Source organism: Streptomyces sp. NPDC052225 (genome assembly GCF_040679615.1).
Taxonomy (GTDB): Bacteria; Actinomycetota; Actinomycetes; order Streptomycetales; family Streptomycetaceae; genus Streptomyces.
Window position 1 is genome coordinate 303650 of the sequence record NZ_JBFAVD010000004.1, and the last position, 24647, is coordinate 328296.

The window sequence follows — 24647 nt, forward strand, 5'->3', positions numbered from 1 at the left end:
CGGCCGTGCGCTACGGCACGTGCACCCACTGCGCCTTGCTGGGCGTGCCCTCGTCGTCCGTGACGAACAGCATGTACCAGCCCGATTCCACGAGTGCGCTGCTCTTCGGCACGGTCACCGTGACCGAGTCGGCGGACTTCTTCAGGTCGAGCGCCACGGACGTCTGGTCGACGTCCGTGACGTGCGTCGACGCGCTCGGACGGATCAGCCGCGCCGTCTTGATCGACGAGGCGTGGTCCGTCTGGTACGTCGCCGAGCCGCCGCGCCTGATGGTCTTCTCGCCGCCTTCGAGGGTCGGCCGCGAGTCCCGGTACAGATACGGCGGCGTGTAGATCTCGATGCGCTGCTCGAACGTGCCGGGCTTGGTGTTGGCCTTGTCCGCGTACAGCGAGTCCGAACCGAAGAACAGCACCCGGCCGTCGGGCAGGAGGAGCGAGCCCGAGTGGTAGTTGCGGCCCACCTCCGGGTCGGCGACCTGCTTGAAGGTGTTGGTCTTCGTGTCGTAGAGCCGTGCCTGGTGGATGTTCGAGTCACCGCGGCCGCGGTAGTCCTCCGAGCCGCCGGAGACCAGGATCGAGTCGTCGGGCAGGATCGAGGACTGCGGGTAGCGGGTGCCCTTCTCCAGCGTCGGACCGTCGACGAACTTCGGGTTCGGGTCCTTCAGGTCGACGATGCGCGTCTTGTTGCTGGAGAGCTTGGACTCGCCGACGCCGCCGCCGCCGATCACCATGTACTTCTGGTTCTGCGCGGGCGGCAGTTCGACCGTGCCGGCCGTCTCCATCATGTCGGCGTCCGACAGGCCGGGGATCTTCTGGAACTTGTTGGTCTTCAGGTCCCAGATGCCGGGCTTGCGGCCGACGTTGTCCGGGCCGTAGCCCGCGTTGGCGCCCGAGTAGAAGATCTTGCCGTTCTCCATCTGGAACAGGGCCGGGTACGTCGGGAACTGGCGCTGCTTGGACAGGTACGTCCACTTCTTCGTCTTCGGGTCGTAGATCTCGTTCTTGCCGGGCACCAGCTGCCCGATCTCGTCGAGGCCGGAGACGGAGAGGACCTTGCCGTCCGAGAGCGTGGTCAGCGTGGGGTACCAGCGCGCCTCGTTCATCGGGTCGACCTTGATGTACTTCTCGGCGACCGGGTCGAACTCGTAGGAGTCCTTGATCCCCTGGAAGTCCTTCTTGTCGAGGGCGAGCTTCTGCGCGATCCCGTACACGTTGCGCGCGTCGGCGCCGGTGAGGCCCTGCACCCGGTAGTTGTCCTGGGTGCCGGTCTCGTACTTGGCGCCGGACTTCTGCGCCTCCACATAGACGCGGCCGATGCCCGGTTCGTTGCGCAGGAACTTGCCGGTGTTCGGATCGAAGATCTTCTTGGCGCGCTCGACCGTGATGTTGATGTCGGAGACGAACGTCTTGCCGTTCTCCTTGCCGGTGAACTTCGTGCCGGCCTTGATGGTCTTGGGCGCGTCCGGGTCCTCGTTGTGGACGATCATCAGGCCGCCGGCCTTGGTGACGTCGCCCTTGAGCTTCTCGTACTTCTTCGTGCCGCCCGCGATCAGCAGATTGCCGTTGGCCAACTGCGTGTGTCCGGTGCAGAACAGGTCGCTGGGCGTCGGGATCTTCTTGATCGTCTTCTTGACCGGGTCGTAGAGCCGGGTGTCGAACTTCTTCGCGTCGAAGTTCTTCTGGTTGTTCCCGGAACCGGCGACCAGCAGGATCTTTCCGGTGTGGAGCAGCGCCGCGTGGATCGTGTTGAGGCGCATGTCCTTCGGGAACTCGACGACGTCCCAGTGCCCGTTCTCGGCCTTGTACTCCGGCCTGTTGATCTTGTACTCGTGGTACTTGGCCGACCCGAAGCGATACAGCCAGGGTCCGTTCATCCCGGCCAGCGCCAGTACCACCACCGTGCCGATGGCTATGCGTCGGGCACGGCGGCGGCTCGCACCGTCTTTCACTTGTTACGTCCCCCCAGGGAGATCTGCATGGTCTGGTCGTTGCCGCCGTCACCGCGGCCCGCGGCCCAACTGGGCTTCTGCTGCGGGACACCGTGCGGCTGCGCGGCCTGCTGCACCGGCTGCTGCTCGGGGGCGGCATCGACGGGCGGCTTGGGCTTCTTCCTGTCCTGCCGGAGCATGTAGCGCCAGGCGAACATCGGCGTCGCGGTGATCAGGAGCGCGAAGCAGGCCCAGGTGATCATCGCCGGGTGCGCATGGCCGAGGGCGATGCCCGCACCGATCGAACCGGCGAAGATCAAGATGAAGTACCAGTGGTAGCGGAACGTCCCGAACCAGCGGTCGGGGCTGGCCGAGTCGCCCTTGGGGGTGACGACGAACTTGCTCTTGCGGCGCAGCAGCGAGTCGATGAGCGCCTTGGCGTACAGCGGCGCAGAAAGGGCGGACATCACCATGCCGGCGACACCGCCCGAGCCCTCGGGCTCGTGCGGCGAGACGTTGTGCCGGCGGTTCCAGATGTAGAGGCCGATCTGGAGCGCCGACGCGTTGCCGTACAGCATCAGCCAGATCGTCGGGTCGATGTTCACACCCGAGGCGCCCAGGCCCAGGAACAGCGCACAACTCAGCGCCGCCAGGATCCAGTTCATCGCGGCCATCGGGTAGAAGATGATCATCATCGTGTAGTTGAAGAGCTTGCTCGGCGGGAGCGTGAAGAAGCCCTTCCAGTACTGCTTGAGGATCGTCTCGTACGTACCGCGCGACCAGCGCATCTGCTGCGTGAAGAAGTCGGTCCAGGCGCTCGGGCCCTCACCGACGGCGAGCACGTCCGGCGTGTACACGGAACGCCACTTCTTGCCGGTGGCCGGGTTCTTGGCGCGGTGGATCTCGAAACCGGTCGCCATGTCCTCGGTGATCGAGTCGTACAGACCACCGATCTGCTTGAGCGCCCTGATCCGTACGGCGTTCGAGGTGCCGACGAACATCGGCGCTCCGTAGCGGTTGCCCGCGCGCTGGATCAGCGCGTGGAACAGGAACTGCTGGGACTCGGCGGCCTTGGTGACGAAGTTGTCGTAGTTGCCGTAGACCTGGGGGCCGATGACGAAGCCGACGTTCGGGTCGCGGAAGAAGCCGAGCATCCGCTCCAGGTAGTTGGGCAGCGGTACGTGGTCGGTGTCGACGGAGGCGAAGAAGTCGTAGTCGTCGCCGTGCGCGTCCAGCCAGGCGTTGTAGTTGCCGTGCTTGGTCTTCGCGCGGTGCGGGCCCTTCGGCTGGTTCCACTTCGCGACTCCCTTGCGGGAGAAGTGGTGCACGCCGAGCCGCTCGCAGACCTCCTTGACCTCCGGGTCGTCGCCCTCGTCGAGCAGCCAGATGTGCAACAGGCCCCGGTGGCGCAGCTTGACCGCCGCCTCCAGGGTCTTCGTCACCATCTCGAGCGGCTCCTTGCCGGGCACGAACGAGGTCAGGAACGCGACTCTCGTGCCGGTCTCGGGCACGACCGGGATCGGGTCGCGGGCGACGAGGGTGGCGTGCGCGTTCGACAGCACGTTCATGCAGCGGAAGAACTCGATGAGGCCGATCGCGACCAGCATCACGATGTCGAGCGCGGGCAGGAAGTCGTACTGGACGTAGTCGCGCTCGGTCCAGTGCTCGGGCTGGAGCAGCCAGAACAGCAGCACGAGGGAGAGCAGCGGCGCGGCGCCCAGCATGAGTGCGGCGCGGATGCGGTGCGGCTCCTGCGAGAGCAGCGAGCGGTACTGCACCTCGTACGGCTTGTTGGGGTCGGGCTGAGTAAGGGGCCCGGCCAGCCGGCTGTAGTGCTCGTAGTCGTACCGAGGCAGCGTCTTCTTGATGCGCCGGAAGCCCCCTGTGCGGTGCGGTGGCACGCGCAACTGGGTGGTCTGGGACGGGTCGAAGCCCTCGCGGGCGCCCGTCGGCGTCGACGTCATGATGAGTCATCCCCCCGCACGCGAGTCACCGCGTGGTCGTCGGTCCTTCCGTCGGAGTCCGGTCCCCCTCGACCTTTCCCTGACGTATCAGTGGCAGGCCACCGTCCCACCCTCTCTAAGACTGGAACGACAACCTTCCGGTTGCATGATGCCCCCCTCGACATCGCTTCATGAACGGGGCCCCTGCCCCGCGCTCCGCAACCGGCTCGCTTCGTGCCGCAACTGCCTTGCACCGTAAGCCTCATGGGAGCCAATGGCTCCAGGATAGGGTCCTGCGCCCCGCATCATGATCGCAAGGGCGATACGGAGCGAAACACGGTGTTTACCGGTCTTGCTGGGGGGTTGCTGTCAGTCGCTGACGAATATTGCCGAAGTGTGCGCGTATGGCCTGTTCCGCCCGCAGGACGTCGCCGGAGCGCACGGCGTCGAGGATGTCCCGGTGCTGACGGTGCGTCACCTCTGGATCCTGCGGTACGTCCACGAGGTCGGTCCGCACCCGGTGGAAGGCCTCCCAGAACGCCTCCATCACCTCGACGAGCAGGGGGTTGCCCAGGCTGCGGTAGAGGGTGGCGTGAAAGGCGCGGTCGGTGGCGGCGGCGACGGGCCCGCCGGCCTCGGCCTCCTTCTCCATCCGGCCCACCAAGGAGCCGAGTTCGGCCAGATCGCCGTCCGGCACGCGCCCCGCGAGCCGCGCCACGAGCCCGGTCTCCACGGCCTCGCGCAGTTCGAGCAGCTGAAGCAGGCTGTCCTCGCCGCGGTAGTGCCCGGCGACGGTCCGGAACGCGAGGCCCTCGACCATCGGGGCCATCGACATCGCCCCGACGTACGTCCCGAACCCGTGCCGGATCTCGACGATCCCCATCGCCTGCAACGCCTTGAGCGCCTCCCGAACGGAGTTGCGACTCACGCCGAGCAGTTCCATCAGCTCAGGCTCGGTGGGCAACGAGTCCCCCGGCCCGAGCCGCCGGCCGACGATCAGCTTCTTGATCTGTTCCTGGAGGTCACGGGGCATGGGGTCACGTTAGCGGCGCGCCGTGGGCGCCGGGCGCGATCAGGCTTCGCTCGCCGACGCGGAGGGCCTGCGACCAGGGGGATGCGGGTGGCGGAGTCGTGCACGGGCGACGTCGAAGGCCCGCCGATCGCTCGGGGGCCTTCGACTGTCGGTGCGCCGTCAGGGACTCGAACCCCGGACCCGCTGATGCCGCGTTTCCCGGGGGATGACCCCCGGACCCCCAGCCGGCAAGGCGATCGGCGTCTTGGGGTGTGCAGTTGTGGGGCGCGGGCTCTCGGTGCTGGCGCGCCAGGGCTTGGGGTCGTCGGGAGGTGCGGTGGCGGAGCCCCCGCAAGCAACGACGAAGGCCCCCCGATTGCTCGGGGGGCCTTCGACTGTCGGTGCGCCGCCAGGGACTCGAACCCCGGACCCGCTGATTAAGAGTCAGCTGCTCTAACCAACTGAGCTAGCGGCGCCTGCTGACCTGCATAACTTTACCCGACCCCTGAGGGTGCTCCTGACCACCAGGCGCGCCGGAGTCGTGGGCGATTTGTGGGGATTTCCATCAGTCGGACCGTCAACATGCGATTTGCCGGGACAGTTGAGACGCTGCCTGCGTGCGAACACGAGGCTCATTAGTCCAACGGCCGGCACAAGAGTGTGAGGGGAATCGCATGGATGCTCCGGTTTTCGAGGACGTCGACCCGGCGGGCGACTGCGGTTGCGCGGGCTGCGTCCAGTGGCGGCGTTCCGTCCCGCACCCCGTGCGTACCAAGGTCGGCGCCCGGCACGCGCTGGTGATCGCGGCAGCGGCCGGCACCGTCATCGGCGGCATCCAGGCGACCCCGGCCACTGCGTCCGAACATCACGAGGCCAGACCGGGCGACCCGACCCCGGACGGCCGCCCCGACACCCCCCAGGGCGGAACCAGCCCGCTGCACGGCGCGCCCGGCGTCGCGGCAGGCTCGGTCGACCTGGCGCAGCAGAGCGCGCTGCGCACCACGACCCGGGCCGCGATCATCAACCGGGCCAAGACGTGGGTCGCGGCGAAGGTCCCGTACGACATGGACAAGTACTGGAAGGACGGGTACCGGCAGGACTGCTCGGGGTTCGTGTCGATGGCATGGGACCTGCCGGGGAACGAGTGGACCGGCAGCCTGGCGACGTACGGCACCCGGATCACGAAGGCGCAGTTGCAGCCCGGCGACATCCTGCTCTTCCACAACCCCGCCGACCCGGAGAAGGGCTCGCACGTCACGATCTTCGGCGGCTGGACCGACTACACGCGGACGTACTACATCGCGTACGAGCAGACGCGGCCGGGGACGAGGAAGCAGGCCACCCCGTACGCGTACTGGAAGAACTCGGACCGCTATCTCGCCTACCGCTACAAGGGCGTGAAGGCGGGCGGCACGTCGGGGTCCGGGTCGTCGACGACCCGGTACCCGGGGGCCGGGTCCTTCGGGCCGGGGGCGAACAACGCGTACGTCACCCAGCTCGGGCGGCTGCTCGTGGAACGCGGCGGCAAGCGGTTCTACAGCCAGGGCCCGGGCCCGCGCTGGGGCGACGCCGACCGCAGGGCGACGCAGGCGTTCCAGAAGGCGCAGGGCTGGAGCGGCGGGGACGCGGACGGGCTGCCCGGTCCGACGACGTGGTCGTACCTGGTGAACGGGAAGGGCAAGGACATCCCGGGCGCCGGCGCGGGCGGGAGCGGGAGCGGCGGCGGCTCGGCGGTGAAGGTTCCGGCCTTCCCGGGCACCGCGACGTTCCGGCCCGGATCGAGCAGCACGGCGGTCACCCAGCTCGGCGAGCAGCTCGTGAAGAAAGGTTTTGGCAAGTACTACACCCAGGGCCCCGGACCGCGCTGGGGCGAGGCGGACCGGCGGGCCGTCGAGGCGTTCCAGCGGGCCCAGGGCTGGCGGGGCGCGGCGGCCGACGGATATCCGGGGCCCGAGACCTGGCGGCGGCTCTTCTCGTGAGGACCGTTCCTGTTCCTGTGGCCGGCATCTCAGTACGGAGGCATGGATGAGTACGACGGCGGAGCAGCCGGAGCGGGCCGTGCGCCGCCCGGCGGCCGTGACGGACGGCGACCGGGCGGCGGACGGCCGCGCCGAGGCGGGCGGAGACCGGGGAGGTGGCCGCGGCGCCCGGCTCATCCACAACGAGGCGACCACCGAGATCCCCGTCCACCTGCTGTTCCGGGACGACCCGGACCCGGTGCCGGTCCCCGTGCGGCCGGCCGTGGTCGGCACCGGCACCGGCGGCGGCCGGCCCACCCCGCCGCGCCCGCATCTGCGGACACCGCCGCGCCCCGTGCCGTCCGTCGACCCGGAGGTGAAGGAGCGGCCGGGCCGGGCGCTGCCCGGGGTGTTCGGGCTGCTGGGCGGCGCGGTGGGCGCGGCGGGCGCCGTCGCCTCCGTGGGCTGGGCCGGGGCCCTGCCGCAGATCATGACGGAGATCGCCGGGCTGTCCGGGTACGAGGGGGTCGGGCTCGGCCCCGCGCAGTGGGCGGCGGCCGCCGGGTCCGGCATGCTCGCGCTGTTCGGGTTCGGCGGCCTGGCGCGCGGGCACACCGGGCGGGCCTGGGTGCTCACCCTCTTCGGCCGCTACCGGGGCAGCGTGCGCAAGTCCGGGCTGCTGTGGGTGAACCCGCTGCTGCTGCGCCGCCGGGTCGACGTACGGCTGCGGCACTGGCGCAGCGAGCCGATGCCCGCGGTCGACGCGAACGGGGTCGCGCTGCGCGTCGTCGTCCTCGTCGTGTGGCGGGTCAAGGACGCGGCGCGGGCGACGCTCGGGGTCGAGGACCACGAGGAGTACCTGCGCGAGTGCGTCGAGGCGGACCTGGCGCGGGTGCTGTCCCAGCTGCCCGCCGACGCCTTCCACACGGACGCCCCGACGCTGCGCAACGCCGAGGCCGTCGGCGACCTGCTCACGCGCAAGCTGGCCGCCGACGCGGAGCCGGTCGGCATCGAGGTCTTCTCGGCGCAGCCCACGCGGATCGAGTACGCGCCCGAGGTGGCGGCCGCGATGCAGCGGCGCCGGATCGCGGCGCTGGACGCACAGCACCGCGACAGCGTCCTGACGTCGGTCGTGGACTCCGTGGAGGACACGGTGACGCGGCTGACCACGCGGGGTCTGGTGGAGCTGGACGACTACGAGCGCAAGGCGCTCGTGAAGGATCTGACGGTGGCGTTCTACACGGGGCGGGGGGAGTGACGCGGTTCTTCCAGGTCTTCTAGGGCTTCTGGGTCTTCCAGGGGAGCGCGGCTTTCCGCAAGACCGTGATTGGTATGGACATGCTCAAGTTCCGTCCCTACATTGGGCGTTGCTTGGTCTAGACCTGAACCATCGCTGTGCGCACGGCTTCCGGAACTCCCCACACCCCCAGGAGCGGCAGCATGCGGAAAACCTCTGCGCGTACCAGGACGTACGCGGCCCTGCTCGGGCTGACCACCGCCGGGGCGTTCGCGCTCTCGGCCGGCGGCGCGAGCGGGCACGGCTACACCGATCTGCCCATCAGCAGGCAGAAACTCTGCGCCAACGGCACCGTCACCGGCTGCGGCAACATCCAGTGGGAGCCGCAGAGCGTCGAGGGCCCCAAGGGGTTCCCGGCGGCCGGCCCCGCCGACGGGCAGATCTGCTCGGCCAACCACGGCGAGTTCGCCGCGCTCAACAGCCCCAAGCAGCCCAACGGCACCGCCTGGCCCACCACCAAGGTGACGGGCGGTCAGAGCTACACGTTCCAGTGGCAGTTCACCGCGCGGCACTCCACCACGGACTTCCGCTACTACGTCACCAAGGACGGCTGGGACGACAGCAAGCCGCTGACCCGGGCGGCCCTGAACACCACCCCGTTCCTCACGGTGCCCTTCAGCGGGCAGCCCCCGGCCACGCTCTCGCACTCCGGAACGCTGCCGTCCGGCAAGTCCGGCCACCACGTGATCCTCGCGGTGTGGACGATCGCGGACACGGCGAACGCGTTCTACGCCTGCTCGGACGTCACATTCTGAGCGTGCCGAGCGTTCTGAGCTTGGCTTGAGGCTCTTTCGGGTCCCGCGCGGGTACGTTCCCTGCACGCCGTGCCGATCGTGGTGCGGCGTGCGGGGGAGTACAAGTACGGGGGACTGTCATGGACTTCATGTTCTACGTGATTCCGGGGATCATCGCGGCCGTGGCCCTGGCGATCGGCTACCGGGTGCTCGGCCGCGCGTTCCAGCTGCGCGCCGCGTGGCGCAGCGGGCTCACCGCCGAGGCGCGCTGCCTGCGGACGTACACGAGCGTCAGCGGCGGCGAACGCCCGACCACGACGCAGCACCACGTCTTCGAGTTCACGACGCCCGAGGGCCGCACCGTCCGCTTCGACGAGGCCAACGGGCCCGCCACGGTCGTCCAGGGCGACGTGGTCGTCGTGCACTACACGGCCGCGCACCCCGAGCGGGCCACGGCCGGCCCGCCGCGGCCGTTCGCGAACGCCGCGGGGACGGTCTTCCTGCTCGGGTTCGTGGCGCTGATGCTGGCCTTCTGCGTCTACTTCGTGAGCAGCCTGCCGAGCGACGGCTTCTGAGCCGCTCGCCCTCCACATCTGACGGAACGTCAATTATGGTGCGCGGCCATGGGATCCATCACCGGCACCTTCGCGGAACTCGTCCGGGCGCGGTGGGGCGACCACCGGCCGGGACTCGCCTACGAGGACCAGGTTCTCAGCCATCACGAGGTCGCGGCCGGCGCGGCGGCGCGGGCCGCGCTCCTCGGCGACCTGCTGCCCCGGGGCGCCGAGCCGCACATCGGCGTGCTGCTCGACAACACCCCCGAGTTTCCCCAGTGGTTGGGGGCCGCCGCGCTCGCCGGAGCCGCCGTGGCCGGGATCAACCCGACCCGGCGCGGCGCCGAACTCGCCCGCGACATCACCCACACCGAGTGCCGCGTCCTGGTCACCGAGCGGGCGCACCTGCCGCTGCTCGACGGACTGGAGCTGCCCGGCGTGCGCGTCCTGGTGACCGACACCGGGGCGTACGCCGAACTGCTGGCCCCGTACGCGGGAGCGGAACCGGAGATCGCCGCGGGTGTCTCGCCCCGTACGCGCATGCTGCTCTACTTCACCTCCGGGTCCACCGGCGCGCCCAAGGCAGCCGTGTGCACGCAGGGGCGGCTCGCCGCGGCCGGACGGTCGCTGGTCGGCACGTTCGGGGTGCGGCCGGACGACGTGCACTACATATGCATGCCGCTCTTCCACGGCAACGCGGTCATCGCCGACTGGGCGCCCGCGATGGCGGCGGGCGCGGGTGTGGCGCTCAGGCGGCGCTTCTCGGCGTCCCGATTCCTGGACGACGTACGGAAGTTCGGGGCGACGTACTTCACGTATGTGGGGCGCGCCGTCAGCTACGTACTGGCCACTCCGCAGCGGCCCGACGACCGGGACAATCCGCTGCGGGTCGGCTTCGGCACGGAGGCCGGGGCGGTGGACGCGGCGCGGTTCGAGGAGCGGTTCGGGGTGCGGCTCGTCGAGGGGTACGGGTCGTCCGAGGGCGGCGCCGCGGTGACGCGCACGGCGGACACCCCGGCCGGGGCGATCGGCCGTTCCGCGCCCGGCGATGACCTGGTGGTGCTCGATCCGCGGACCCGGCAGGAGTGCCCGCCCGCCGTGTTCGACGGGGGCGGGCGGCTCGTGAACGGCGGTGTCGCGATAGGGGAGTTGGTCAACCGCGGGCGCTCGCCCTTCGAGGGGTACTGGCGCAACGAGGAGGCGTACGCCGAGCGGGTGCGGGAGGACGGCTGGTACTGGACCGGCGACCTCTTCTACCGGGACGCCGAGGGGTTCCTGTACTTCGCGGGGCGCGGCGACGACAAGATCCGCGTCGACAGCGAGAACCTCGCCCCCGCGATGATCGAGAACATCCTCGCCCGGTGGCCCGAAGCCACCGCCGTCGCCGTGTACGGGGTGCCCGACCCGGTCGCGGGGGACCAGGTGATGGCGACCGTCGCACTGCGCGAGGGGAGCACCTTCGACCCGCTCGCCTTCGGTGAATTCCTGCTGGGGCAGCCCGACTTGGGGACGAAGATGGCGCCTCGGTTCGTCCGGGTCGTGGGCCGGATGCCGGTGACCGCGACGAACAAGGTGCGGCGGGGCGAGCTGCGGCGCGAGGGGTTCTGGAGCGGCGGCGAGGTGTGGTGGCGGCCGCCCGGGGAAGCGGCGTACCGGCAGCTCGGGGACGACCGACTCGGCCTGCTGCTCAAGGAGTTCGAGGAGCGGGGCGGGCCTCAGTGGCGCAGCAGCCAGGCGATCCGGTCGAAGGACGCGGCGTGGTAGACGATCAGGACCACGGCGAGGGCGGCGGCCGTCGGGTGCGCCCCGGCCGCGTAGAGCACGGCCGCGCCGCCGAAGAAGACCGCGAGCTCCAGGAGGAGCCGCAGGGCTCCGGGCGTGGCGACGACGGTGTCGCCGCTGCGGGACTTGTCACCGGGGGTGGCGAACACACCCCAGGCGACGGTCACCACGAGCGGCGCCGCGACCACGGCGACGTACCGGAACGCACCGGGGGCGGTCCGCCACGCCCAGTAACCGAAGCAGGCGAGCGCCACCAGCTCCAGCGCGAACCGCAGACCGAGCACAGCGGGGTGGAACCCCAGCCCCTTGGACGCGTCCATCCCGTTCGCACACTCCCCCTGAGACCCACGCAACCGACGGCACATCGTGTCGCTCCGCCGGGACTGGTGTCCAGCCTTTGCCGGCAGGGGGGCCTGCGGCCGCGGGGGTGGGGTGGCGGCACGCCTTTGCCAGCAGGGGGGCGTGCGGCCACGGGGGTGCGGGTGGCGGAGCCCCCGCAAGTAACGACGAAGGCCCCCCGATTGCTCGGAGGGCCTTCGACTGTCTGTGCGCCGCCAGGGACTCGAACCCCGGACCCGCTGATGCTGCATCTCCCGGGGGATGACCCCCGGACCCCCAGCCGACACGACGGCCGGCGTCCCGCGAAGTGTGCTGTCTGCACGACGAAGGCCCCCCGCGCGAACGGAGGGCCTTCGACTGTCTGTGCGCCGCCAGGGACTCGAACCCCGGACCCGCTGATTAAGAGTCAGCTGCTCTAACCAACTGAGCTAGCGGCGCCTGCTGACTCGTAAATCGTACCTGGTCCCAGGGGGTGCTTTTGACCAGCCTCAGATCGCCAGGGACAGCAGGACCGGGGCCGCGCCCCTGTTCAGGCGGTCCGCCGCGTGGTGGAGGCGGTGGGCGTGTTCGAGCGGGAGGGAGAGGGCCAGGCAGCCGACCGTGGCGCCGGCGGTGATCGGCACCGCCGCGCAGACCGTGCCGACCGCGTACTCCTGGAGGTCGAGGACGGGGACCGTCGGCGGCTGGGCGGCGAGGCGGGACAGGAGGACCTTCTCGTTCGTGATGGTGCGCGAGGTGAGGCGGGCCATCTTGTGCCGGGAGAGGTGGTCGCGCCGCCCGTTCAGATCGAGCTGGCCGAGGAGGCTCTTGCCGATCGCGCTGGCGTGGGCCGAGGAGCGGAAGTCCACCCACTCGTTCACCGCGGGTGTCTCGGGTCCCGCCGCGTACTGGGTGACGCGGATCTCCCCGTCGACGTACCGGCTCATGTAGACCGCCGCGCCGACCGTGTCCCGCAGCTCGTCCAGCGTCCGCTGGAGCTGACCGGCGAGCGCGGCCTCGCGGCCCTCGGCGGAACCGAGCCGGTCCAGGGTCTCGCCGGTGACGTACGCCCCGTCGGCGGTCTGCCGGACGAAGCCCTCGCGCCGGAGCATGCGCAGCAGTGTGGTCAGCTGGTCCGCGGGCAGTTCACAGACGCGCGCCAGCTCCACGTCGGTGACACCGACGCCCCGGTGGGCGACGGTCTCCAGCACACGCAGTGCGTGCTGCACCGACTGGTGCGGTTGGTACGACGACGCGCTCGGCTCGTGCTTCAGCGCCACGGGATCCCCCTGCATGGAACGGTTCCGGACAGCTGGGCTCCGTCCACGATAGCCGCCAACACACCCAATAGGGGCGGCTGTTGGGGAGATTGGTGGCGCATCCCGTGCCTCTCAGCAGGAACGCGCCACCCTGACATATGCCAAAGTCATGCCCCATTCCGTGAGCGGCTGGTCACAGGACCGCGCTCAGGAATTCCCGGGTGCGATCGTGCTCGGGGTCGTTGAAGATCTTCTCCGGCGAACCCGACTCGATGACCCGCCCCGCGTCGAACATCAGCACCTGGTCCGAGATGTCCCGGGCGAAATTCATCTCGTGGGTCACACAGAGCATGGTGATGTCCGTGGTGTGCGCGATGTCGCGCAGGACGTCGAGGACGCCCGCCACCAGCTCGGGGTCGAGCGCCGACGTCACCTCGTCCAGGAGCAGCACCTGCGGCCGCATGGCGAGGGCCCGCGCGATCGCGACCCGCTGCTGCTGACCGCCGGAGAGCTGCGTCGGGTACGCGTCGCAGCGGTCCCCGAGGCCGACCATGTCGAGCAGCTCGCGCGCCCGCTGCTCCGCCTCGTCCTTCGGCATCCCGAGCACCGTGACCGGCGCCTCCATGATGTTGCGCAGCACCTTCATGTTCGGGAACAGGTTGAACTGCTGGAACACCATGCCGATGTTCTTGCGGACCTCGCGGACGTGCTTCTCGCCGGCCGGTACGAGCGTGCCGTTCTTCCGCTCGTGGGTCAGGTACTCCCCGCCGACGCTGATGGTGCCCTCGTCGGGCTTGATCAGCGTCATGAGGAGCCGCAGGATCGTCGTCTTGCCGGAGCCGGACGGGCCGATCAGCGTGACGTGCTTGCCGGAGGCGACGGAGAAGTCCAGCTCGTCGAGGACGGTGTTGCCGCCGAACCGCTTCACGACCTTGTCGAAGCGGATCAGCTCGCTGCCGTCCACCTTGGGGTTGGGCTGGTCCTTCGAGAGATTGGTGTCAGCGGACAAGGCGGCGCTCCAGAGTTCGCAGGAGAAGGGATGCGGTGTACGAGATGACGATGAAGGCGACACCGACGACCGTGAGGGCCTCCGTGTACTGGAACGTCTGGGCCGCTTGCAGGCGCGAGCGCTGCAACAGCTCCAGGACGCCGATCCCCGCGAGCAGCGGGGTGTCCTTCAGCATCGCCACGACGTAGTTGCCGAGTGCGGGCACCACACGGCGGATGGCCTGCGGCAGGATCACCGCGGTCCACGTCCTGCCGTACGGCAGGCTCAGCGCGCGGGCCGCCTCCCACTGACCGGCCGGGACCGCCTCGATGCCGGCGCGGTACACCTGCGCCGTGTACGTCGAGTAGTGCAGGCCGATCGCGACGACACCGGTGGTCAGCGCCGAGAACTGCACGCCCCACTCCGGCAGCACGAAGTAGAAGAAGAAGAGCTGGACCAGGAGAGGGGTGTTACGGATGAACTCCGTGACGAGCCCGACGGGCCAGCGGACGAAACGGGTGGGCGCACGGAACGCGATGGCCCACACCAGGCCGACGCTGAACGAGATCAGCGAGCCGAGGACGAGGGCCTGGAGCGTGACGAGCAGCCCGTCCCAGAAGTGCGGCATGAAGTCCGAGACGGCGTTCCAGTCCCAGCCGGACGCGGTGGTGATCATGCGCCGCCACCTCCCGAGCTCGCCGGGACCTGGGAGACGTCCGTCGTCTGGCGCATGTTGAGCTTGCTGCCCATGATTCCGTTCCTGCGCGCGGGCCGCTGCCCGATGCCCGCCTTGGCCTTGCGCTCCACACCGCGCATCACGCGCGTGAGCAGGAACGCGATCACGAAGTAGATGACGAGCGTGAGCGAGTAGATCTCCGCGCTCTCCGTCGTCGCGAGCCGCACCAGGTTGGCGGCGAACGACACGTCACCGATGCCGAGCAGCGACACCAGGGCGGTGCCCTTGAGCAGCTCGATCAGCAGGTTCGAGAACGGCGGGATCATCTCCGGCACGGCCTGCGGCAGCAGGATCAGCCGCATCCGCTGCCACGGGGTGAAGCTCAGCGCGACCCCCGCTTCGCGCTGCGCGGGCGCCACCGCCTTGAGGGCGCCGCGCACGATCTCGGCGCCGTACGCCCCGTAGGACAGACCGAGCGCGAGGACGGCCGCCCACATCGGGACCAGCGACCAGCCCGCGAGCTGCGGCAGGACGAAGAAGATCCAGAACATCAGGACCAGGGCGGACGTGCCCCGGAAGACCTCGGTGTAGAAGCCGGCGACGAACCGTACGATCCACAGCCGGTGCGTGCGCGCCATACCCGCGGCGAACGCCACGACGGTCGCCAGCGCGGCGCTGTACACGGTCAGCTGGATGGTGATCCAGATGCCGGGCAGTACCCAGTGTTCCCACAGTCCGGAGGTCATCGGCACAGCTCCTTGGCGGTCAGCGTCGTCATCTCCGCCTTGGTGAAGCCGAACGGCTGGAGAATCCGGAACAGCTCGCCGCTCTTCTTCATCTTGTGGATCTCGACGTTGAAGGCGTCGCGCAGCGTCGTGTCGGTCGGCCGGAAGGTGAAGCCGCCGCCGTCGACGTGCTTCTTGCCGCCGACCAGCGGGGCGAACGGCTCGGTGTGCTCCGCCTTGCGGCTGTTCTTGGTGACCTCGCGCGTGGTCAGCGCGGTCCCGGCGAAGACGTCGATGCGGCCTGCCTCGACCGCGTTGAGACCGGCGACCTGATCCTGGAGGATCACGATGTCGGACTCCTTGTACCCGGCCTCGACGGCGTACCCGATCTCGGCGTACCCGGTGCCGGTGCCCAGCTTGGCCTTGGCCTTCACGCAGTCCGCGTAGTCGTGCAGGTTCTTCGGGTTGCCCTTGCGGACGATGAACGAGTCCAGCATCTGGTACTCGGGGTCCGCGAAGATGACCTGCTGGCAGCGCTCCTTGTTGATGTACATCCCGGCGGACACGACGTCGAACTGCTGCGTGTTCAGGCCGGGGATGAGGGAGGCGAAGTCGGTGGCCACGGGCTGGACATGGCCGACTCCGAGCCGTTTGAAGATGACCTTGGCCAGTTCGACCGCCTCGCCGGTGAACTCCCCGCTGTCGTCGATGTACCCGTACGGGACCTCTCCCGCGATGCCCAGACGGACCGTGCCCTGCCCCTTGAGGCGGGCCAGCGTGTCACCGTCAGGGACCCGGCTGCAGCCCGCGGCGCCCAGGGCGCCCAACGCGCCGAGCGCGCCCGCGCCGACGAGGAGTGAGCGTCTGCGTACGGATCGTTGGTGTCCTGTCTCCTGCGTACGTATCTCAGTTGGTGGAGCCATGGGCGCGCGGCTACCCGACTCGACTCAACCTATGCCGATCAATTCCCGCCCTTGATACGGGCGATGCGGTCTTGACCGGGAGGGGTGGGTGAGGTCGACCATGGAGCGTATGGCTGCGAATGCTGCGAATCCGGACCGGTACATCCAAGTGACCCTGGCCAAAAGGGGAGTTTCCTGTACGGCGAAACTCCTCGACGACCGCGCGCCGCTGACCTGCGCCGCCGTGTGGGACGCACTCCCGCTCGTCTCCGACGTGTACCACGCCAAATACGCCCGCAACGAGATCTACGCCCTGTTCCCGGCATTCGCGGAACAGGAGCCACCGCTGGAGAATCCGACGGTGACGCCCATTCCGGGTGACCTCTGCTATTTCTCCTTCAACGGAACGCAGTTGGGCACCCAGTCGTACGGCTACGGCAGCGGCGCCTCCCTCGCGGCCGGCGCCCCCGTCATCGACCTCGCCCTCTTCTACGAGCGCAACAACCTCCTCCTCAACGGAGACGTCGGCTGGGTCCCGGGCATCGTGTGGGGCCAGGTGGTCGAGGGCCTGGAGGACATGGCAACGGCCTGCCAGGACTTGTGGCGGGCGGGGGCGGTGGGGGAGACGCTCGGGTTCAGTCGCATCTAGAGCGACTCCGGCAAATCAAGCCCCTCCGGCGATTGAGGAGCGGGGTCCGGGGCGGAGCCCCGCAACCTAGGCGACAGCGCCGCTGACCGGCAAAGCCCCGGCCACCCCCGCCTCGTACAGCGCATGCGCCACCCGCAGAACAAGCCCATCCGCATGCCGAGCCCCCACCACCTGCAACCCCACCGGCAACCCGGCCCGATCCACCCCCACCGGCACGGACGCCGCCGGCTGCTGCGTCATGTTGAACGGATACGTGAACGGCGTCCACCCCGTCCACCGCCGCAGCCCAGACCCACGCGGCACCTCCACCCCGGCCTCGAACGCCGTGATCGGCAACGTCGGAGTGAGCAGCACGTCGTACGTCGAGTGGAAGACCCCCATCCGCCGCCCGAGCTCCATCCGCACATCCACCGCCGCCAGATAGTCGAGCGCGCTGTACCGCGCCCCCTGCGCACAGATCTCCTTCAGCCCCGGATCGAGCAACTCCCGCTGCGCCGCCGACAGCCGCTGCGTCACCCGCGCCGCCCCGCTGAACCACAGCGCGTGGAACGCCTCGACGGGGTCGGTGAAGTCGGGGTCGACCTCCTCCACGTACGCCCCGAGCCCCGCGAGCCGCGACACCGCGTCCCGCACCCGCGCCGCGACGTCGGGCCGCACCGCGACCTGCCCGCCGAGCGACGGCGAGAACGCCACCCGCAGCCCGCGCACCCCGCCGCTCAGCCCGTCCAGGAAACTCCCGGCGGCGGGCGCGAGGCCGGACCAGTCGCGCGGATCGGGGCCCGAGATCACGTCCATCATCAGCGCCGCGTCGGCCGCGGTGCGCGTCATCGGCCCCACGTGCGCCAGCGTCCCGAACGCCGACGCCGGATACAGCGGCACCCGCCCGTACGTCGGCTTCAGCCCGAAGATCCCGCAGAACGCGGCCGGGATGCGGACCGAACCCCCGCCGTCCGTCCCCAGCGACAAGGGCCCCGCCCCGACGGCAACGGCCGCCGCGCTCCCGCCACTTGAGCCGCCGGACGTGCGCGAGGTGTCGTACGGATTGCGCGTCGCGCCCGACAGCGGCGAGTCGGTGACGCCCTTCCAGCCGAACTCGGGCGTCGTCGTCTTCCCGACGAACACCGCGCCGTGCTCCCGAAGGCGGGCCACGGACGGCGCGTCCTGCGTCCATGTCCCGTCCGTACGCGACGACTTCGAGCCCCGCAGGGTCGGCGCCCCGCGCTGCAACAGGATGTCCTTCACCGTCACCGGCACACCGTCGACCAGGCCCTGCGGCTCCCCGCGCCGCCAGCGCCGGCCGCTCTCCTCCGCCTCGGCGAGGGCGCCCGCCGCGTCGATCCGCACGAACGCGTTCAGCGCGGGTTCGGTCTCCTCGATCCGGGCGAGGACGGCCCGGGTGGCGTCGACGGGGCTGAACTCGCCCTTGCGGTAGCCGTCGACGAGTTCCTGCGCGGTCAGTCCGGTGAGCTCGGTCGTCATCCGCTCTCCTACGGTTGCGGTCGTACCGGAAGATCAGTTCCCGGGGACATACCCACGTTTCTTGTCCACTACATTCATCAGCGGCTGCCCGCTCTCCCAGCGCCCGTACAACTCCAGGAACTGGCGCCCCAGTTCATCGCGCCAGCCCACCGTGTCCCCACTCATGTGCGGCGACACGAGCAGCCCAGGCGCCGACCACAGCGGGCTGTCGGCGGGCAGCGGCTCGTGCTCGAAGACATCGAGCGCGGCACCCGCGATCCACCGTTTCTCCAGGGCTGCCACCAGGTCGGCCTCCACCACCAACGGCCCACGCCCCACGTTGATGAAGCGCGCCGCAGGCTGCATCACGCCGAACCGGCGCGCGTCGAACATGCCGCGCGTGTCCTCGGTCAGCGGCGCCGCGCACACCACCCAGTCCGCGCGGGCGAGCAGCCGGTCGAGGTCGTCGGGGCCGTGGATCCCGGCCCGCGGCCGCCGCCCCACGAGCGCCGTCGTGATCCCCAGTGCCTTGAGCTGCTTGACGATCGCCTGCCCGATGGGCCCCGAACCGACCACACAGGCCCGTGTCCCCGCGATGCGCTGCGACTCGCGGTGCCGCCAGGTGCGCTCCGCCTGGAAGGCGAGGGTACGCGGCAGGTCCTTGCCCATCGCGAGGACGAGCGCGGCCACGTACTCGGCGATCGGCAGGTCGAAGACGCCCCGAGCGTTCGTCAACTGCGCGTCGGAGTCGATCAGTTCGGGGAACATCAGCCGGTCCACGCCCGCGCTCGCCGTGTGCACCCAGCGCGGCCGCGCGTCACCGGCCGCCGCAGGCCAGGCCTCGCGTACGGCGTCCGACAGGAAGTCCCACACCAACAGCACATCGGCGGACGGGAGTTGATCACGCAGCTCGGTGGCGTCCGCCGCGTGCACGACGCGGGCGCGGCCGGTCAGGCTGCCGAGGCGCGGTGGCGGTTCGGACGGGGCGGCGTCCAGAACGAGCACGGTCGGAACGGCAGGGACATCGTTTCGCAACGAAACTCCGCTTTCCTGGGTAGACAGATGGAACCCTTCTGACATGCGCGGATTGACCACGCTGGCACCTGAACCTACCTTCGTCAACAGGGGTACTCCGCGCCGCCTCTCCTGTGCGGACACGGACCCTTTCTGTCCCGACGTCCCGGCGGTTCGCCGGCTCCGGAATCACCCGGGCACCACCCCGCACCTGTCACGTCAGCTGAACTTGGGGCCTGCTATGGACGTCTCTTTCCTGGGGGGACCGCAGCCGCAGCGCGGCGTGGGCGTCGTCGCACCGTTCGACTTCGCCCTCGACCGTGAACTGTGGCGCTGGGTACCCGACGAGATCTCCCTCCACCTCACGCGCACCCCGTTCGTCCCGGTCGAGGTCAGCCTCGACCTGGCGCGCCTGGTCAGCGAACACGAGACGCTCGGCGAGGCCGTACGGGCACTGGGCGCCGCCGAGCCGGAAGTCCTCGCCTACGCCTGCACGTCGGGCAGTTTCGTCGGCGGCATCGCCGGTGAACGCGCCATGTGCGAGGCGATGCGCCGCTCGGGCGAACTCCCCTCGCTCACCACGTCGGGCGCGCTCCTCGAAGCCCTCGCCGAACTGGGCGCGCGCCGCATCGCCCTGGTCACCCCCTACACCCGGTCGGTGACCGAGTCCCTGGAGGAGTACCTCGCCGAGGCGGGCATCCTCGTCACCGGGCGCGCGTATCTCGGCCTGACCCGGCACATCTGGAAGGTCCCGTACCGGGACGTCGCCGAGATGGCCCGGCAGGCGGTGCGCGGCGCGGCCGACGCGCTGTTCATCAGCTGTACGAACCTGCCGACGTACGACGTCATCCCGCAACTGGAGGCCGAGCTGCGGATGCCGGTGATCTCGGCGAATCAGGTCACGATGTGGGCAGCACTCGCGCGACTGGGTACGCGTGCGGTGGGGCCCTATCAAGCACTCCTCGATCCGGCGGCGCGGCACCAGTGGCCCCTGCCAGGCACGCCAGGGCTGCCAGGCCTCCCGGAACTCCCGGAGGGCCAGGAAGGATGGGCATAGAGCATGACCGCGCTCGGATTTCTCTACCCCGGACACTCCGCCGAGGACGACTACCCGCGCATCGAGATGCTGATCGACAGCGACGTACGCCTGCCCGTCGTCCACACGGACATCGGTGAGGACGCGCACCGGGTCGACGCGCTGCTGCGCATGGGCGCGCCCGAGCGTCTCGCGGCGGGCGTCGAGGAACTGCGCCTGTCCGGTGCGGAGGCGGTGGTCTGGGCGTGCACGTCCGGCAGCTTCGTCTTCGGCTGGGACGGCGCGCACGACCAGGTCCGCGGCCTCGCCCGCGCCGCGGGTCTCCCCGCCTCCAGTACGTCCTTCGCGTTCGCGCACGCGATCCGGGAGCTCGGGGTGCGGCGCGTCGCCGTCGCCGCGACCTACCCGGAGGACGTCGCCGCCCACTTCGCCACGTTCCTCAAGGCGTCCGGCGCGGAGGTCCTCTCCGTACGCGGCAGCGGGATCATCACCGCGGCGGAGGTCGGCACCTGGGGGTGGGACGAGGTCCTTGCGATGGCCCGGGCCGGCGACCACCCCGACGCGGAGGCGGTGCTCCTGCCGGACACGGCACTGCACACCGCGGCGTACGTCAAGGACCTGGAGCAGACCCTCGGCAAGCCGGTCCTCACCGCCAACCAGGTCACGGTCTGGGAGGCCCTGCGCCTGGTGGACCGCCGAGTCAACGCCCCCACCCTGGGCACCCTCTTCACGAAACAGCCCTTGATCCAGGCCTGACCCGGAGCGCGGGGCGGCGCCCGTCCCGGGGCGGGGCGGCGGGCGCCCTTCCCGTCGGGCCCGGGACGCGGCCCGCCGGTCGACCCGCGACGCCGCGCACCCTCCCGGCCGGAATAAAACGGAGCAGCCCTCCGTTACGAAGGGGTTGCACCAGACCCACGCCACCAGGAGGACCCCGTGCCGGCCAACCACGACGAGAGCCAAGACGAGATCCGCGGCGTCGCCCACGGTTCCGCCCCCACACCTCTCTCCGTCCTGGACCTGGTCACGGTCGGCGCCGGCCGCACCGCCACCCAAGCGCTGCGCACCAGCGTCGACATCGCCCGCCTCGCCGAACGCCGCGGCTTCCACCGCTACTGGGTCGCGGAGCACCACTCCATGCCCGGCGTCGCATCGAGCAGCCCCGCCGTGATCCTGGCCCACCTCGCCGCCCACACCGACCGCATCCGCCTCGGCTCCGGCGGCGTCATGCTCCCGAACCACGCCCCGCTCGTCATCGCGGAGCAGTTCGGCACGCTCGAAGCCATGGCCCCGCACCGCGTCGACCTCGGCCTCGGCCGCGCCCCGGGCACCGACGGCGCCACGGCCGCGGCCCTGCGCCGCACCGACCGCCTCAACGAAGGCGCCGACGACTTCCCCCAGCAGCTCGCCGAACTCACCCGCTTCCTCGACGACGACTTCCCGGACGGCCACCACTACGCCCGGATCCACGCGGTCCCCGGCCCCGTGCAGGCCACGTCCCCCGGCGGCGTCCAGGACCCGCACCGCCCGCCGATCTGGCTGCTCGGCTCGTCCGGCTTCAGCGCCCGCCTGGCCGGAGTCCTCGGCCTCCCGTTCGCCTTCGCGCACCACTTCTCCGCGCAGAACACGATCCCGGCGCTCGACCTGTACCGCGAGTCCTTCCAGCCGTCCGAGGTGCTCGACAAGCCCTACGCCCTCATCGGCGTCTCCGCACTCGCCACCGACGACGACGGCACCGAGGCCCGCCGCCAGGTGCTGGCCGCCGCCCTCAACATGGTCCGCCTGCGCACGGGCCGCCCGGGCCTGGTCCCGACCCCGGAGGAAGCCGAGGCGCACGTGTTCAACGAGATGGAGCAGGACTTCATCCGCTCCTGGAACTCGAACGTCATCCACGGCGCCGTCGACGAGGTCCGCTCCGGCCTCGACGACCTCCAGAAGCGCACGGGCGCCGACGAGTTGATGCTCACGGCCAACGCCCACAGCGGCGACATCCGCCTGCGCAGCTACGAACTCATCGCCGACGCCTACGGCCTCCCCACGGCCTGACACGAACGCCGCCCCTCACTCTTGAGGGGCGGCGCCTTCATCCTCGTAGAGCCGTCGCTCGGGTCCGCCGGCGGACCGGCAGTGGTGCACCTCGGTGACGTACGGGGCGCGGTGGTCCCGGAAGAGGACGTCGCCCAGGATCCCGGTGCGCAGCGCGTGCAGGTTTCCGGTCGCGTGGAACCCCGGCGAGTGGCTCACCGCCATCGCCCACGGCCACGGCGTCTCCCTCACCCCCGAGGCCACGGCCCGCTTCTACCAGCGCCCCGACGTCGTCTACCGCCCGGTGCGCGGAGTGAGCCCGAGCGAGGTGGCGGTGGCCTGGCCGAGGACAGCTCAAGTGCCGGACGAGGTACGGGAGTTCGTGGCAGCGTGCACTGCCGTGGCCGCGGACGGCGACATATCCAGCCCGTCCGGCGTCTGAGGACGAGCCCGCAGGGCGATCAAGCGGACGCAGTCCGCTGCCCACCCACGGTCGAGCAGCGAAGAAGACCGCTGCCTATCCACGGTCGAGCAGCGAAGAGATCCGCTCGGCCGCGACCGGCCGCGAGTACAGCCACCCCTGCCCCGTGTCGCACCCGATCGCCCGCAACCGCTCCGCCTGCTCCGCCGTCTCCACGCACTCCGCGGTCACCGTGAGCCCGAGCCGGTGGGCGAGCCGTACCAACGCCTCCACGATCATCGCGTCCGCCGGATCCGCGGGCGCGCCCCCGCCTTCCCCGCCGTCCTGGAACCCCCGCACGAACGCCCCGTCCAGCTTCAGCACCGACACCGGCAGCCGGCTCAGATACGCGAGGTTGGAGTACCCGGTGCCGAAGTCGTCGATGGCGATCCGTACGCCCATGTCGCTGAGCGCCTGCAACGCCTGCAACGGCCCCCCGGCCGACCCCATGACAGCAGACTCCGTCAGCTCCAATTGGAGGAGACCGGGAGCGAGTTGAGTCTCCGTCAGGATCTGCGCGACATCCGCCACCAGGTCCGAGTCCCACACCTGACGCACCGCCACATTGACGCTCACGAACACCGGCGGCACCCCGGGGTGCGCCACCTGCCACTCCCGCGCCTGCCGGCAGGCGGTCCGCAGTACCCAGCGCCCCAGCTGCACGATGGAGCCGTCCTCCTCGGCGAGCGCGATGAACCGATTCGGCGTCAGCAGCCCGAACTGCGGGTGCCGCCAGCGCACCAGTGCCTCGACACCCTGTACCCCGCCGTCCTCAAGGCGCACCAACGGCTGGTAGTCCAGGACGAATTCGCCCCGCTCGACGGCCGGACGCAGGCTCGACGCGAGGGCCTGCCGGGTCATGCGGTGCGCGTTGCGCTCCGGGTCGAAGAGGGTCCAGCGGGCCTTGCCGTCGGCCTTGGCCCAGTACAGCGTGGTGTCGGCGGCCTGCATCAGGCCCGTGCTGGTGGTGCCCGCGACATGCCGTTCGACGACGCCGATGGAGGCCGACACCGACAGCCGCTGCCCGTTCAGGTCGAACGGCTCCTGGAGCGCCTTGAGCACGGCCTCCGCGAGATCCGCCACCTGCTCCGTGCCCGTCGAGTCCTCCACGAGCAGCGCGAACTCGTCCCCGCCGAGCCGCGCCACCAGCGGGGCGCCGGTGGCCTGCCTGGCCCGGTCGGCGCAGCGCGTGAGCCGTTCGGCGACGGCCGTCAGGAGGCGGTCGCCGACGTGGTGGCCGAGGGTGTCGTTGACCGCCTTGAACCCGTCGAGGTCGAGGTAGCACAGACCGATCCGCCCGGTCGTGCCCGTTCCCTCGTACGCCCCCGCTTCGAGCGCGGCGCTGAGCCGCTCGAAGAACAGGGCGCGGTTGGGCAGCCGCGTCACCGGGTCGTGCATCTGCAAGTGCCGCAGCCGGGACCGGAGTTCGCGGTGCGCGCTGATGTCGCTGAGCGAGATCAGGACGACGTCGGCGTCCGGTACGGGGGAGACCGTGACCCGTGTCCACACCGAGTGGCCGGCCGCGTGCTTGAGACGGCGGGTGCGGCTGAGCCGGGCCTGCCGGCCGCGCAGCACCTCGCGGTAGGCGTGCCAGGTGCGCGGGTCGGAGACGAGGTCGAGCAGGTCGGCGGCGGGCAGTCCGGTCAGCGGCTCGTGGCCGTCGCTGCCGCCGCGCAGCAGGGTGCGGGCCGCGGTGTTGGTGTCGACGACCGTTCCGGCGCGGTCGACGACGAGCAGCGGCTGCGGTGCGGCGAGGAACGCGGCCCGAACGGCGGACGCGGGCAGCGGTGACTGCGGCCGGCCACGCTCCGTGAGGGGTTCGAGGCGCGGGCCGGGTGGAGAGGCCTCCGTCGCGGTCGTGGGCCCATCGGGCTGTGCGCTCACCGCTCGCTCCCGCAGTGCGAAGAAGAAACGTCTGGTTGCGTGATCTTGT

The 24647-nt window shown here is 70.4% G+C and carries 21 protein-coding genes, 2 tRNA genes and 1 pseudogene; 10 read left to right on the plus strand and 14 right to left on the minus strand.

The genetic code is table 11. The annotated features are described in order from the left end of the window. Positions 1–10: 10 nt before the first annotated feature. The 4 genes from AB0L37_RS09130 to AB0L37_RS09145 all read right to left on the minus strand — a co-directional run bounded on the left by AB0L37_RS09130 (position 11) and on the right by AB0L37_RS09145 (position 5358). Positions 11–1948: a kelch motif-containing protein gene (locus AB0L37_RS09130; protein WP_365501963.1), complete on the minus strand. Its 1938-nt coding sequence runs from the start codon at positions 1946–1948 to the stop codon at positions 11–13. Beyond that, a complete protein-coding gene (locus tag AB0L37_RS09135; protein WP_365501965.1) occupies positions 1945–3891 on the minus strand; it encodes a glycosyltransferase family 2 protein in 1947 nt (648 codons plus the stop codon). Before AB0L37_RS09135 ends, AB0L37_RS09130 begins: the two co-directional genes overlap by 4 nt. A 322-nt stretch (positions 3892–4213) precedes the next feature. Continuing rightward, a complete protein-coding gene (locus AB0L37_RS09140) occupies positions 4214–4903 on the minus strand; it encodes a FadR/GntR family transcriptional regulator (RefSeq protein ID WP_365501967.1) in 690 nt (229 codons plus the stop codon). A 381-nt stretch (positions 4904–5284) separates the two neighbouring features. Next, positions 5285–5358, minus strand: a tRNA-Lys gene (locus AB0L37_RS09145). Between the two features lie 198 nt (positions 5359–5556). On the opposite strand from AB0L37_RS09145, the gene AB0L37_RS09150 reads away from it, so the two are divergent. From AB0L37_RS09150 to AB0L37_RS09170, 5 genes are all read left to right on the plus strand, one after another. After that, positions 5557–6861, plus strand: coding sequence for a peptidoglycan-binding protein (locus tag AB0L37_RS09150; protein ID WP_365501969.1), 1305 nt, complete (start codon positions 5557–5559; stop codon positions 6859–6861). A 46-nt stretch (positions 6862–6907) separates the two neighbouring features. Continuing rightward, positions 6908–8098 carry an SPFH domain-containing protein gene (locus AB0L37_RS09155; RefSeq protein WP_365501971.1) on the plus strand — a complete coding sequence of 397 codons (1191 nt, stop codon included), beginning with the start codon at positions 6908–6910 and terminating at the stop codon, positions 8096–8098. Positions 8099–8280: 182 nt separating this feature from the next. Beyond that, a complete protein-coding gene (locus AB0L37_RS09160) occupies positions 8281–8892 on the plus strand; it encodes a lytic polysaccharide monooxygenase auxiliary activity family 9 protein (protein WP_365501973.1) in 612 nt (203 codons plus the stop codon). A 119-nt stretch (positions 8893–9011) separates the two neighbouring features. Continuing rightward, complete coding sequence (locus AB0L37_RS09165) at positions 9012–9446, plus strand: DUF3592 domain-containing protein (RefSeq protein WP_365501975.1); 435 nt, start codon at positions 9012–9014, stop codon at positions 9444–9446. A 48-nt stretch (positions 9447–9494) separates the two neighbouring features. After that, a complete protein-coding gene (locus AB0L37_RS09170; protein WP_365501977.1) occupies positions 9495–11189 on the plus strand; it encodes a long-chain-fatty-acid--CoA ligase in 1695 nt (564 codons plus the stop codon). On the opposite strand, the gene AB0L37_RS09175 is transcribed toward AB0L37_RS09170, so the two are convergent. From AB0L37_RS09175 to ehuB, 7 genes are all read right to left on the minus strand, one after another. Continuing rightward, positions 11141–11527 (minus strand): YrdB family protein, encoded by a 387-nt coding sequence (locus AB0L37_RS09175; RefSeq protein ID WP_365501979.1) that lies wholly within the window; start codon positions 11525–11527, stop codon positions 11141–11143. The genes AB0L37_RS09170 and AB0L37_RS09175 overlap by 49 nt on opposite strands. 383 nt (positions 11528–11910) lie before the next feature. After that, positions 11911–11984, minus strand: a tRNA-Lys gene (locus tag AB0L37_RS09180). Positions 11985–12034: 50 nt separating this feature from the next. After that, positions 12035–12805, minus strand: a complete 771-nt coding sequence (locus AB0L37_RS09185) for an IclR family transcriptional regulator C-terminal domain-containing protein (protein WP_365501981.1) — start codon at positions 12803–12805, stop codon at positions 12035–12037. A gap of 172 nt (positions 12806–12977) precedes the next feature. Beyond that, complete coding sequence (gene ehuA, locus AB0L37_RS09190) at positions 12978–13793, minus strand: ectoine/hydroxyectoine ABC transporter ATP-binding protein EhuA (protein ID WP_365501983.1); 816 nt, start codon at positions 13791–13793, stop codon at positions 12978–12980. Then, a complete protein-coding gene (gene ehuD, locus AB0L37_RS09195) occupies positions 13783–14448 on the minus strand; it encodes an ectoine/hydroxyectoine ABC transporter permease subunit EhuD (protein ID WP_365501985.1) in 666 nt (221 codons plus the stop codon). Before ehuD ends, ehuA begins: the two co-directional genes overlap by 11 nt. Beyond that, positions 14445–15194, minus strand: coding sequence for an ectoine/hydroxyectoine ABC transporter permease subunit EhuC (gene ehuC, locus AB0L37_RS09200; protein ID WP_365501987.1), 750 nt, complete (start codon positions 15192–15194; stop codon positions 14445–14447). The genes ehuD and ehuC overlap by 4 nt, the downstream gene beginning before the upstream one ends. Continuing rightward, complete coding sequence (gene ehuB, locus AB0L37_RS09205) at positions 15191–16096, minus strand: ectoine/hydroxyectoine ABC transporter substrate-binding protein EhuB (RefSeq protein ID WP_365501989.1); 906 nt, start codon at positions 16094–16096, stop codon at positions 15191–15193. The genes ehuC and ehuB overlap by 4 nt, the downstream gene beginning before the upstream one ends. Positions 16097–16205: 109 nt before the next feature. On the opposite strand from ehuB, the gene AB0L37_RS09210 reads away from it, so the two are divergent. Then, positions 16206–16724: a DUF3830 family protein gene (locus AB0L37_RS09210; RefSeq protein ID WP_365501991.1), complete on the plus strand. Its 519-nt coding sequence runs from the start codon at positions 16206–16208 to the stop codon at positions 16722–16724. Between the two features lie 66 nt (positions 16725–16790). Here AB0L37_RS09210 and AB0L37_RS09215 read toward each other — a convergent pair whose 3' ends face one another. Then, a complete protein-coding gene (locus tag AB0L37_RS09215) occupies positions 16791–18203 on the minus strand; it encodes an amidase (protein ID WP_365501993.1) in 1413 nt (470 codons plus the stop codon). A 33-nt stretch (positions 18204–18236) separates the two neighbouring features. After that, positions 18237–19262 carry a D-2-hydroxyacid dehydrogenase gene (locus AB0L37_RS09220; protein WP_365502125.1) on the minus strand — a complete coding sequence of 342 codons (1026 nt, stop codon included), beginning with the start codon at positions 19260–19262 and terminating at the stop codon, positions 18237–18239. Between the two features lie 175 nt (positions 19263–19437). On the opposite strand from AB0L37_RS09220, the gene AB0L37_RS09225 reads away from it, so the two are divergent. The 4 genes and pseudogenes from AB0L37_RS09225 to AB0L37_RS09240 all read left to right on the plus strand — a co-directional run. After that, positions 19438–20253 carry an aspartate/glutamate racemase family protein gene (locus AB0L37_RS09225; RefSeq protein ID WP_365501995.1) on the plus strand — a complete coding sequence of 272 codons (816 nt, stop codon included), beginning with the start codon at positions 19438–19440 and terminating at the stop codon, positions 20251–20253. 3 nt (positions 20254–20256) lie between these two features. Continuing rightward, the gene (locus AB0L37_RS09230) at positions 20257–20988 is read left to right on the plus strand and encodes a decarboxylase (protein ID WP_365501997.1); all 732 of its coding nucleotides are present in this window, start codon (positions 20257–20259) and stop codon (positions 20986–20988) included. Positions 20989–21165: 177 nt separating this feature from the next. Further along, positions 21166–22275, plus strand: coding sequence for an LLM class flavin-dependent oxidoreductase (locus AB0L37_RS09235; protein WP_365501999.1), 1110 nt, complete (start codon positions 21166–21168; stop codon positions 22273–22275). 181 nt (positions 22276–22456) lie between these two features. Further along, a pseudogene (locus AB0L37_RS09240) lies at positions 22457–22696 on the plus strand (LysR substrate-binding domain-containing protein); the annotation flags it as partial. 75 nt (positions 22697–22771) lie between these two features. Here the strand turns inward: AB0L37_RS09240 and AB0L37_RS09245 are convergent. Then, positions 22772–24598, minus strand: a complete 1827-nt coding sequence (locus AB0L37_RS09245) for an EAL domain-containing protein (RefSeq protein ID WP_365502001.1) — start codon at positions 24596–24598, stop codon at positions 22772–22774. Positions 24599–24647: the final 49 nt, after the last annotated feature.

Excerpts from the sequence above, each read along its gene's own strand:
- AB0L37_RS09135 (WP_365501965.1), bottom strand. The coding sequence starts at position 3,891 with ATGACGTCGACGCCGACGGGCGCCCGCGAGGGCTTCGACCCGTCCCAG.
- AB0L37_RS09140 (WP_365501967.1), bottom strand. The coding sequence starts at position 4,903 with ATGCCCCGTGACCTCCAGGAACAGATCAAGAAGCTGATCGTCGGCCGG.
- AB0L37_RS09150 (WP_365501969.1), top strand. The coding sequence starts at position 5,557 with ATGGATGCTCCGGTTTTCGAGGACGTCGACCCGGCGGGCGACTGCGGT.
- AB0L37_RS09155 (WP_365501971.1), top strand. The coding sequence starts at position 6,908 with ATGAGTACGACGGCGGAGCAGCCGGAGCGGGCCGTGCGCCGCCCGGCG.
- AB0L37_RS09160 (WP_365501973.1), top strand. The coding sequence starts at position 8,281 with ATGCGGAAAACCTCTGCGCGTACCAGGACGTACGCGGCCCTGCTCGGG.
- AB0L37_RS09165 (WP_365501975.1), top strand. The coding sequence starts at position 9,012 with ATGGACTTCATGTTCTACGTGATTCCGGGGATCATCGCGGCCGTGGCC.
- AB0L37_RS09170 (WP_365501977.1), top strand. The coding sequence starts at position 9,495 with ATGGGATCCATCACCGGCACCTTCGCGGAACTCGTCCGGGCGCGGTGG.
- AB0L37_RS09175 (WP_365501979.1), bottom strand. The coding sequence starts at position 11,527 with ATGGACGCGTCCAAGGGGCTGGGGTTCCACCCCGCTGTGCTCGGTCTG.
- ehuD (WP_365501985.1), bottom strand. The coding sequence starts at position 14,448 with ATGATCACCACCGCGTCCGGCTGGGACTGGAACGCCGTCTCGGACTTC.
- ehuC (WP_365501987.1), bottom strand. The coding sequence starts at position 15,194 with ATGACCTCCGGACTGTGGGAACACTGGGTACTGCCCGGCATCTGGATC.
- ehuB (WP_365501989.1), bottom strand. The coding sequence starts at position 16,096 with ATGGCTCCACCAACTGAGATACGTACGCAGGAGACAGGACACCAACGA.
- AB0L37_RS09210 (WP_365501991.1), top strand. The coding sequence starts at position 16,206 with ATGGCTGCGAATGCTGCGAATCCGGACCGGTACATCCAAGTGACCCTG.
- AB0L37_RS09215 (WP_365501993.1), bottom strand. The coding sequence starts at position 18,203 with ATGACGACCGAGCTCACCGGACTGACCGCGCAGGAACTCGTCGACGGC.
- AB0L37_RS09220 (WP_365502125.1), bottom strand. The coding sequence starts at position 19,262 with ATGTCAGAAGGGTTCCATCTGTCTACCCAGGAAAGCGGAGTTTCGTTG.
- AB0L37_RS09225 (WP_365501995.1), top strand. The coding sequence starts at position 19,438 with ATGGACGTCTCTTTCCTGGGGGGACCGCAGCCGCAGCGCGGCGTGGGC.
- AB0L37_RS09230 (WP_365501997.1), top strand. The coding sequence starts at position 20,257 with ATGACCGCGCTCGGATTTCTCTACCCCGGACACTCCGCCGAGGACGAC.